The organism is Paraburkholderia sp. EB58 (assembly GCF_050436665.1).
GTDB lineage: Bacteria > Pseudomonadota > Gammaproteobacteria > Burkholderiales > Burkholderiaceae > Paraburkholderia.
In genome coordinates, this window is sequence record NZ_JBNDMQ010000052.1 from 44,692 (window position 1) to 54,495 (window position 9,804).

Annotated in this window: 9 protein-coding genes and 1 pseudogene; 8 read left to right on the top strand and 2 right to left on the bottom strand. The window is 63.0% G+C overall.

The annotated features are described in order from the left end of the window. The 7 genes from P3T40_RS40910 (at position 1) to trpS (ending at position 7,124) form a co-directional block, all read left to right on the top strand. Positions 1-306, top strand: a complete 306-nt coding sequence (locus tag P3T40_RS40910; RefSeq protein ID WP_429273385.1) for a hypothetical protein — start codon at positions 1-3, stop codon at positions 304-306. A gap of 276 nt (positions 307-582) precedes the next feature. Next, positions 583-1,710 (top strand): OpgC domain-containing protein, encoded by a 1,128-nt coding sequence (locus tag P3T40_RS40915; RefSeq protein ID WP_429273386.1) that lies wholly within the window; start codon positions 583-585, stop codon positions 1,708-1,710. A 229-nt stretch (positions 1,711-1,939) separates the two neighbouring features. After that, entirely contained in the window at positions 1,940-3,352 is a 1,413-nt protein-coding gene (locus tag P3T40_RS40920; RefSeq protein WP_429273387.1) for an HdeD family acid-resistance protein, read from the top strand. Positions 3,353-3,687: 335 nt separating this feature from the next. Further along, the gene (locus P3T40_RS40925; protein WP_429273388.1) at positions 3,688-4,605 is read left to right on the top strand and encodes a transglutaminase family protein; all 918 of its coding nucleotides are present in this window, start codon (positions 3,688-3,690) and stop codon (positions 4,603-4,605) included. 41 nt (positions 4,606-4,646) lie between these two features. Further along, a complete protein-coding gene (locus P3T40_RS40930; RefSeq protein ID WP_429273389.1) occupies positions 4,647-5,477 on the top strand; it encodes a transglutaminase-like domain-containing protein in 831 nt (276 codons plus the stop codon). 154 nt (positions 5,478-5,631) lie between these two features. Further along, positions 5,632-5,856, top strand: a complete 225-nt coding sequence (locus P3T40_RS40935; RefSeq protein ID WP_429273390.1) for a hypothetical protein — start codon at positions 5,632-5,634, stop codon at positions 5,854-5,856. A gap of 227 nt (positions 5,857-6,083) precedes the next feature. Further along, on the top strand, positions 6,084-7,124 hold the full coding sequence (gene trpS, locus P3T40_RS40940) for a tryptophan--tRNA ligase (RefSeq protein ID WP_429273391.1): 1,041 nt from the start codon (positions 6,084-6,086) through the stop codon (positions 7,122-7,124). 119 nt (positions 7,125-7,243) lie between these two features. Here the strand turns inward: trpS and P3T40_RS40945 are convergent, their stop codons facing one another. Then, positions 7,244-7,711: a VOC family protein gene (locus P3T40_RS40945; RefSeq protein WP_429273392.1), complete on the bottom strand. Its 468-nt coding sequence runs from the start codon at positions 7,709-7,711 to the stop codon at positions 7,244-7,246. A gap of 223 nt (positions 7,712-7,934) precedes the next feature. Then, positions 7,935-9,083, bottom strand: coding sequence for a CaiB/BaiF CoA transferase family protein (locus P3T40_RS40950; protein ID WP_429273393.1), 1,149 nt, complete (start codon positions 9,081-9,083; stop codon positions 7,935-7,937). Positions 9,084-9,410: 327 nt separating this feature from the next. Between P3T40_RS40950 and P3T40_RS40955 the strand changes: the two are divergent. Continuing rightward, a pseudogene (locus tag P3T40_RS40955) lies at positions 9,411-9,707 on the top strand (EAL domain-containing protein); the annotation flags it as partial. Between the last annotated feature and the right edge of the window lie 97 nt (positions 9,708-9,804).

Consider the following 9,804-nt stretch of genomic DNA (forward strand, 5'->3'; position numbering starts at 1 on the left):
ATGTTCATCGAGTCACTGGTGTTGCAGTTGAAAGGCGCAGTGCGCCTGCCGAGGGTGGCGCTCGCGCCGGCATTGACGTGCCCGCTTGCGCTGCGGCATGCGCCTGCGCGACGCATCGCAGCGATGGGCAAGCGCGTCGCGCGTGCGGCCCTGCGGCTCGCGCATTTCGGCGCGCCCCTGACGCCGGTGGGGTACTTGCTGGTGTTTGTTACGCTGGCTGCAATGCTACTTGTCGCGATGCTCTCCACTTCGCCGCTGAGCAATGAACTGGGCCGCTCGGATCGCCTGAGCTGGTGGTTCTCCTGACCCCATGCGTGGCCGCGTCGCATGCAGATCGCATGAAATATATCGAAGCAATTTGTGCGGGGAACCGCTCGTGCGCACCCGTGTCGCACAGGGATAGCGCGGCCTGCATCCGTGATGTAATACGCTGAAAAATCGCTGTGTATGCGCGTCATTGAATTGCGGTCTCTCATGACCTAGCGTTCAGTACTGCTTGGCGGCGTCGAGAGAACTGCCCGATCAGTAACGCAATGCGCGCCGGTACAAATTCCGGCCGAACAGCAAACGGAGTTGCCGTTAATGAATTCCCCCGCTCGGCGATCACTCGAAGTCGACTTCCTGCGCGGAGTCGTGTTAATCGTGATCGCGCTCGACCATGTTCAGGGCAGCGTGCTGTCGCGTTTCATGCTGCACAACTATGCGTATTGCGACGCGGCCGAGGTGTTCGTGTTTCTTGGCGGCTACGCCTCGGCGGCGGCCTTTATGAATGTTGCAACGTATCGCAGCGTCCATGCGGCCAAGAGGCGTTTTGTGGTGCGCGCATGGGAAATCTACCGCGCGTATCTGTTGACGGCGGCCCTGATGCTGCTGGCTGGTGCGGCGCTCATGGTCTGGCATGTCGACTCCCCGGTAGTGGGGGAGACAGGATGGGGCGATCTGCTGCGTCACCCGGTGGGCACACTGTTGGGCATCGTCACGTTGCGTCATCAGCCGTTCTTGTCCGCTGTGCTGCCGATGTACACGCTGTTTGCACTGTGCGTGCCGCTCTCTGTGCCGTTGGCCAACCGACGGCCAGCGGTGGCGCTGTTCGCCAGTCTGGCAGTATGGCTGGCCGGTGCATGGCTCGCGCGTGTTTTGCCGAGTGCCGACCCCGGCGGCTGGGCCTTCAATCCGTTCGCATGGCAACTGATGTTTATGCTCGGTATCCTGTGCCGTCTGCATCCAGTGTCGAACGCGTTTCAGGTCGCGAAGGCGGGACGTTCGCTGACCATCGCGGCCATCGTGGTGGCGCTCACGTTCGCGTTTATAAAACTGTGCCTCGAAACCCAGGCCACGCCGGGTTATATGAAGCAGAACCTCGCGGCGGTGCGCGTCGTCAGTTTTGTGGCGATTGCCTGGCTCGTAGCCCAGGCGGTGCGCGTGCAGGCAGTACGCTGGCTGGCCGAGCGGTTGCCAGCCGTTGTGACAGTCGGCAAGCAGGGCCTCGTGTGCTTCGTCGGCGGCACGGTCGTGTCGATTGGCGTCGATACGGCCGTTCGGCTCGCGAGAGGTCCTGCGTGGCTAAACGGGCTGGCGGGCGACGTGGTCGTGATCGGCGCGCTGTTGCTGCTCGCCGCCATCGCGAAGAAATGGAAGGCGCAGAAAGCGCGTCCCGTACCGCTGCGCGGCGCGACTGTGCCCGTGCGGGCAGGGCGGCGCGACGGTTGAGGCAATCCACCTAAGGGCAAGATAGCGCGACGGTCGAGGTGATCGCTAGCGCAGACGCACTGCCTGAACGGGCGGTGCGAGTTCCCGCATTTTTTCGCAGCTTCGGTGCGGCGCCATTGCAGCATGCCGCGAGCGTGCTATAAAACCGTGAAACGCGCATTGCCGCCCCCTTCGCAGGTTCTGAGGTGCGGCAACGCTCGAACACAGCGCTGGCATCCGGAGACTGACGATGGTTCGCCTGGTGATGATCCTGTTGGGAGTCGACTATCTGCGTACCCGTTGGCGCGCGCTGACGACGGCAGGCTGGATCAGTCTGTTAGTCGGCATTGCCGTCTTCATCGACGCGCTCGACAGCGCGCTGTACTTCCCGATCACACCGTTTGCCTGCCTGCTCCTGCTCGAAGGTCTCGCCACGCTCACGGTCGCCTGGACCGGCATGGGCGGCCAACGCACGCTGCGTTACGTGAAGGGGCTGGCGTTTTGTGTAGCCGCGCTCCTGATCCTCGCCGGGCATCATCACGGTAACTTTATCCTGTCGATGATTTTCGGCACGCTCTTTCTTGCCGATGGTCTGTTGCAGATCATCTCCGCGCGTGTCGTGCGCTATCGCACCTGGCGCGTTGCGGTAGCGGGGGGCGTCGTCGAAATCGCGCTCGCCATTTTCTTCTATCAGCCGTTTCCGACCCACTACGTGGGCACTGTTCCATATTGCCTCGGCCTTGGCCTGATGTTCGGCGGCTGGAACATGATCTTGCTGGCGTCGCGCGTGCGGCGGTTGTCGTCGAACCCGGCGGTAGCAGCGGATGGTGCCGAACAGGCCGCCAGCGCGACCGCCGAGCCGCAGCAGGCAGCGCCGGCCATTGCGGTGTGGGACGGCCCGCCGGCCGCTGATGAGGCCGCGCTGACCGTGCACGTGTGGACGCCGGTTGGATCGTCGAAGGGCGAGGCGCGCCGCCAGCCGATCATCGATCGGTACATTGCCGCGGTGGACCGCAACGGTGTGATCTCGACCGGACACGCTGCCCTCGAATCGCCCGAGGGCGTCTATATCAGCCTGTATCCTGGGGTGGAGATCGACCGGTCGCCCGATGAATTCACACGGCTCTTGCGGGCCACGCGTGAGAACGACGTGCCGGGTCTGTTTCAACCTGACTACGGGACCGAATCGAAGGCCTGGTGTCCGTCGACGGTGCAGGTGCGCATCCGCAACTACGATCCGGAGCGGCTGCGGCGCTTCTGGGAAACCTACCGCGAGGACACGACCTACAACCTCACTTACCGCAATTGCTCCAGCACTGTCTCGCGTGCGCTCGAAGCGGCGATCGAAGGGGCGTCCGCGCGCGTATGGGGTCGTCACAATGGCTGGAAGCCTTTCTTGCGGGTGGTCACGACGCCGGAATTGTGGGTGGCCGCGCAAGTGCGCAAACGCGCCGCGACGATGGCGTGGACACCCGGGCTCACACTCGACTATGCGCGTGCGCTGAGCATGCTGGCCGACCCGAGGCCGTCCGGCTGGGTGAGGATGGCGCGGCTCGCGCTCGGCAAGATGTACCGCTCGCGGCAGCGATGGGCGCAGGAGGAGAAGGCGGCGTCGAACGTGCGCGAGGCCGGGGATACCGATACGGCGGGTCGCGGCGTCTGAACTGATGACGTTCAGGTGGGTTCGAAACCCGCTGTCTGTCAGGGCGGTCTGCTCCGTTTCGATGTCGCCCGATAAAGTCGAACCGCATCAACCGCTTAGTCGTTTCGTCAGATAGTTATCAACAGATTTATGGACAGAAACTGGGGATAACTATCAGTTTCTCCGCACACCCCACCGCAAGCTGCGCCCAAATGAGTGCTTTCAACCAATCTGGCGGGTGTATGCTGGGCCGGAGGATGTTTTCTGCGCAATCAGTGCCACCACCCTGAATGTCAGACGCGGCGACATAACGCCGGCGGCAGCCGCTGCCGTCCCTGCTGTTCCAGCAGGTTTTCATGGGCGGTAACGTGACCATCGAGTTGATCCAGGGGGCCGGTAAAACTACTGAGCCGCAACGCCTGACCGTGCGGCATGTGAGTGTCTACCGCTATTCGGAGCCGGTGCGCTTCGGCGAACACCGGATGATGTTCCGGCCGCGCTCGGGGCACGATGTGCGCGTCGTCGCCACTCACCTCGTGATTAGGCCGGCGCCGTCGCGGCTGCACTGGCTGCACGATGTGTTCGACAATTCGGTAGGAGTCGCCACGTTTTCCGGCGAGGCGTCCGAACTGCATTTCGATAGCCAGGTGGCGCTCGAGCATTACGAATCGCCGCTGCCGGAGTACGCGCTCGAACGGTACGCCGCCACATGGCCCCTCGCGTACACCAACGAGGAAGCCTCGGATCTCGTGAACGCGCGCAGCCGGCAATACCCCGATGCCGAGGTGGATCTCTGGGCCCGCCGCTTTCTCGCGCCGCGTGGCTCGACTGCCACCATGACGCTGTTGCGGGCCATGACGCAGGAGATCAAGAGCGGTTTTCGCTACGTACGGCGTACGGAGAAGGGCGTCTACCGTCCCGCCGATACATTGCGTCACCGCAGCGGCAGCTGCCGCGATTTTGCGGTGTTGATGATGGATGCGGTGCGCTCGCTTGGACTCGCCGCACGCTTTGTGAGCGGCTACATTTTCGTGCCCGATTTCGACACGACGCTCGGCGGCGGCGCGACCCACGCGTGGCTGCAGATTTACCTGCCGGGTGCCGGCTGGGTGGATTTCGATCCGACCAATAGCATTATCGGCAATCGCCATCTGATTCGCGTGGCGGTGGCCTGGAACTACTACCAGGCGTTGCCGCTGTGGGGCACCTGGCATGGAGCGGCCCATTCGTTCCGCGGCCTGCAGGTCGACGTATCCGTGACGGAAGACGTTTGAAGGTCCTAATTGAAGGTCTTAACTGAAGCAAGGGTGGTCCGATGAAATTGCGCGTTGGTTACGATCTGGTCTACGAGTGTGAGCAAGCCACTCCGATGATGCTCATGCTGAACACGCACTATTCGCGGGTGCAGGATGTACTGACCGCCGATGTGTTGAAGGTCGATCCGCCGGTTCCGATTACGCAGTACAGGGACGTCTTCGGCAATCTGTGCAGCCGCATCGTTGCGCCGGCGGGACGCATCTCGCTGTCGACCACGGCGGTGCTCGAGATTTCCGCCGAGCCCGAAACGATCGCGCCGAACAGTTACCAGCATCCGGTCGAAGAGTTGCCTAATGAAACGCTGATGTTTCTGCTCGGCAGCCGCTATTGCGAGACCGATCTGCTTTCCGACCTCGCGTGGCGCCTGTTCGGCAAAACGCCGCTCGGACGGCCACGGGTCCAGGCGATCTGCGATTTCGTGCATCGTCATATCGTGTTTGGCTACGGGCACGCGCGGCCGACCAAAACGGCGTGGCAGGCATGGAACGAGCGCACTGGCGTGTGCCGCGATTTCGCGCATCTGGCTGTGGCGCTGTGCCGTGCGATGAATATTCCGGCGCGCTATTGCACGGGCTATATCAGCGATATCGGCGTGCCACCGCCGTATAGTGCGATGGATTTCGCCGCATGGTTCGAGGCTTACCTGGGCGGAACCTGGCAGACATTCGACCCACGCAATAACGTGGCCCGCACGGGCCGGGTGCTGATGGCGCTCGGGCGCGATGCTGCTGATGTGGCGTTGAGCAATACCTTTGGACCCTCCAAGCTGATCGGGTTCAACGTGCATTGCGCACCGGAAGCGGAGTCGACGGTTGCGCCGCTGGTCTGAGACGTGAGGGTTGCTGGGGCCGCTTGGGCTGCGGCAACGTTGCGTGGTTTGTTCGGCCTTCCTATACATGGCCTTTGCGTTTCCCGCTGCACTATTTAGACGTCCGATATGCGTGTGGTGCCAGAATCCGCTGGTCAATGAGCGAGGCACGATCATGTCGAGTCTGAATATCGGTCAACACGTCACTTCATTATCCGAAGACACTCGGCTGGCCCCACGCTGCCCTGCGTTGACGGCGCGTCGCGCGCGTCGTGCCCGTCTGGTTGCGCTGGCGGTGGCGGCGAGCGTGGTCGCCACTGGCGCGATTGCAGTGGGGCTGCCGGCGACGGGACTGGCGATTTATCTGGCCGCTACGCTGCCGTTTGCTTTCTTCTCGTAGTTCTTCTTCGGTTCGTCGCCAGCCCCCGCGTTGTCAATCCCCGCGCACCTATGGCATCCTTACGTCATGTGCACGATGACCTCTTCCCTGATCTACGCCTGGTGGTGCTCCTGAAGGAGCGGCATCGTCACGTCTTTACTACGACCATGACCGCCGCAGTCCGGCTGACATGGTGCTGTATCCCCGGTTAGCTTGTCTTGCGGCGGCTCTTTCAGAGAGCCCGTTTTATGCAAGACAACACCAACACCGCATCCCCGCGCCGTACTGTACTGACAGGCGACCGTCCGACCGGCGCGCTGCACCTTGGCCACTATGTCGGCTCGTTGAAGACCCGTCTGGCGTTGCAGGAGACGCACCAGCAGTTCGTGCTGGTCGCGGACACGCAGGCCATGACCGACAACGCGCACGATCCCGACAAGGTGCGCCGCAACGTGCTGGAGGTCGCGCTCGACTATCTGGCGGTCGGTATCGATCCTGACAAGACCACCATTGCGGTGCAGTCGGCACTGCCGGCGCTGGCCGAATTGACCCTGCTGTATCTGAACTTCGTCACGGTTGCGCGCCTCGAGCGCAATCCGACGATCAAGGAAGAGATTCAGGCGCGTGGCTTCGGCCGGGATATTCCGGCGGGCTTTCTCTGCTATCCGGTCGCTCAGGCTGCCGACATTACCGCTTTCAAGGCCCACGTTGTGCCGGTCGGCGAAGACCAGGCACCGCTGATCGAACAGACCAACGAGATCGTCCGCCGCATCAACCGGCAAGTCGGTAAGGATGTGCTGCTCGAGGCGCAAGCGTTGATTCCGACCATGGGCCGTCTGCCCGGAGTCGACGGCAAGGCCAAGATGAGCAAATCGCAGGGCAACTCGATTCCGCTGTCGTCCTCGGCCGATGCAGTCCGTGAGTCGGTCCGCAGCATGTACACCGATCCGAACCATCTGCGTGCGTCCGACCCGGGTACGGTGGAAGGCAACATGGTCTTCACGTATCTCGATGCCTTCGACGAAGATCGCGCCACCGTCGAGCGCCTGAAAGCCGAATATCGCGCGGGAGGCCTCGGGGACATGGTGGTCAAGCGCCGCCTCGAAGAGCAGTTGCAGGCACTGATTGCGCCCATCCGCGAGCGGCGCGAACAACTCGCGCGCGAGCCCGGTTATGTGTTCGACGTCCTGCGTGCCGGAACGCAGCAAGCGAAAGAGGTCACGCAAGGCACGCTGGACGAGGTGCGGGCGGCGCTCGGCACGTTTTCGTTCGATGCGGTGACGCGCTGAGCGGGTGGGCCGCGTCATACCGGCGCGTGCACGGCGCGGCCTCCGGTGTAGCGTGACTTCGATTTGGCGCGAGCATGCGGACGCGCCCTGCGTCGCCGCATGCTCGCACGGCCGCCGATTCACTGCTGCATCGCGCGAACGGCTGCCTGCATCTCCTCCATCGGTACATCGCGTTGATGTGTCGCCACAGACCAGCGATGGCCGAACGGATCTTCGAGCTGGGCGAAGCGGTCGCCCCAGAACATGTCGGCGGCGGGCATCGTGACACGGGCGCCGGCCGCTTCGGCCTGTGCGACCACGGCATCGACGTTTGGGACGTACAGATGAATCGCCACCGGCGAGCCTTTCAGGGACCTCGGCCCAAGCATCGAGCAGCCGGCCATTTCGTCGACCAGCATCAGCATCGAGTCGCCGATCTTCACGCAGGCATGCATCAATTTGCCCTCCGGACCGGGCAAACGGAACTGTTCGACGGCGCCAAACGCCTCGGTGTAGAACTTGATAGCGTCGGCGGCGCCGGCGCAGATCAGATGCGGCGTCAGCGAGTGCATTCCTTCCGGAATCGGTTTGACAGCGGGTGCGGACATGGCGGTCGCTCCTTGTATAAGCGGGTTCGTGAGTCGGAAGATCCTGCTGCGTTCAGCGGGGCTTCATCACCATGACGAGCGAATAGACGGGAAATCGACACGGGCGCAAAAAAATTTTTCGCAACGGCCGCGTGAGTGGGCGTCCCCGAGATAAATGCAAGGTTCCTTCGAATCTGAGCCCGCGGGTGCGCGGCTCCCGAGCACGCCGATTCGGCGCGCCAGGTCACGGTTTGCGTGCTTTCAGCCGCGCAAGAATTTCCTGCGTGTGCTCGCCCACCTTCGCAAGCGCCTGGCGCACGCCCGGCCGGCGGCCGCCCATCAGGAGCGGCAGCAGCACGACGTCGGTGGTGCCGCCGTCCTCGGTCTCCATCGGCACCAGTCCGCCGCTTGCTTTCAGGTGCGGATCGTCGAGCAACTGGTCGGGCCGCACGATCGGCGCGTAGGGAATTCCCGCAGCTTCTAGTTGCAGCGAGAGCGCGTCCGCGCGGTGGTCCTCGAGAATCGCGCCAAGCCGCGCGAGCAGTTGCGGCCGCGCGGCGACGCGCAGTGCGTTGGTGGCGAATTGCGGTTCGGCGGCGAGTTCCGGGCATTGCAGCACTTCGCACAGCGTGACGAACTGCTTGTCGCTGACGGCGCCGATAAAGAGCTGTTCGCCGTCCGCCAGCGTGAATACGTCGTAGACGCTCCATGCGGAGACGCGCGAGGGCATCGGTGGCGGCGCTTCGTGCGTCATCGAAAACTGCTGCATGTGCTGGGCGCTCAGGAACACACAGTTTTCAAACAGCGCGCTTTGCACCTCCTGGCCGCGGCCGGTGGTGTCGCGCTCGCGCAGCGCGGCCAGCACACCGATGGCGCCGAACATGCCGCCCATGATGTCGTTGACCGAGGTGCCGGCGCGCAAAGGCCTGCCCGCCGGGCCGGTCATGTAGGCAAGGCCGCCCATCATCTGCACGACCTCGTCGAGCGCGAGGCGCTTCTCATAGGGGCCAGGCAGAAAGCCTTTGTGCGAAACGTAGATCAGACGCGGATAGCGCTTGGACAGCGTCTCGTAGTCGAGCCCCAGTTGGCTCATCAGGCCGGGGCGGAAGTTTTCCAGCATCACGTCGCACTGGCCGATCAGTTCGACCGCGGCGGCGTGGCCTTCGGGCGTCGTGATGTCGAGCACCACGCTCTTTTTGTTGCGGTTGAAGGAGCGAAAGAAACCGATGCCGAGGCCCGGCAGCCTGCGCGTCTTATCGCCGCCGGGCGGCTCGATCTTGATGACTTCGGCGCCCAGGTCGGCGAGGATCATGCCGCAGGTCGGACCCATGACCACGTGGGTGAATTCGACGACGCGCATGCCATCGAGCGGGAGAGTAGTGGGGGCGCTCATGAGACCTCAGGCGGAAATTACGCGACTTTCGCGCACAGGTTTAGCAGCCGGTCTGTTGCGGCTGACATGGTGAAAATTTCAGACATCCCGACCGTCGCATGGCGGCGTAAATGCGGATGGTCAAGCCGAAATCACTATGATGATATCTGGGCAGGGCGGGGAGAGCGGCAGGGTGTTGCCAGGCCGTTAGCGGCTGCGCGCTGAGGAGCTGCGGTTGCGGGAGTCACCATTCAAAGAATTCTGAGAGCGGGCTGGTTATGGGCAGGAGTAGATTTCGACGGCGTTTTCCATCTGCTCACGCGTGGGCCGGCATCAGTGCGGCGCGCGACAATCGAGAGCGCGCTGCGCGATGCGGGGCTCGACCCGTCCTGCCTCGAGGTTGAAATCACCGAGGGTGTGTTGCTCGGCGATACCGAAGAGGCGTTGCAAACCTTGCATGCACTGCGCAAGCTGGGCGTCGAAGTGGCGGTGGACGATTTCGGCACCAGCTATTCGAGTCTCGCGTATCTGACGCGCTTTCCGCTAAACCGGCTCAAAATCGACCGGTCTTTCGTTATCCGAATGATGTCGGACCCACAATGCGCGGCGCTCGTCGGCGTCATCATCGCTATGGCGTATGCGCTAAACCGAAGTTCCAGTGGCGACTGGGCGAGTTAGCCCTTGTGCCACATGCACTCGGGTTGAGTTCGGGGTTCCGGTTTCTGTCTACGGGTAGATCTGT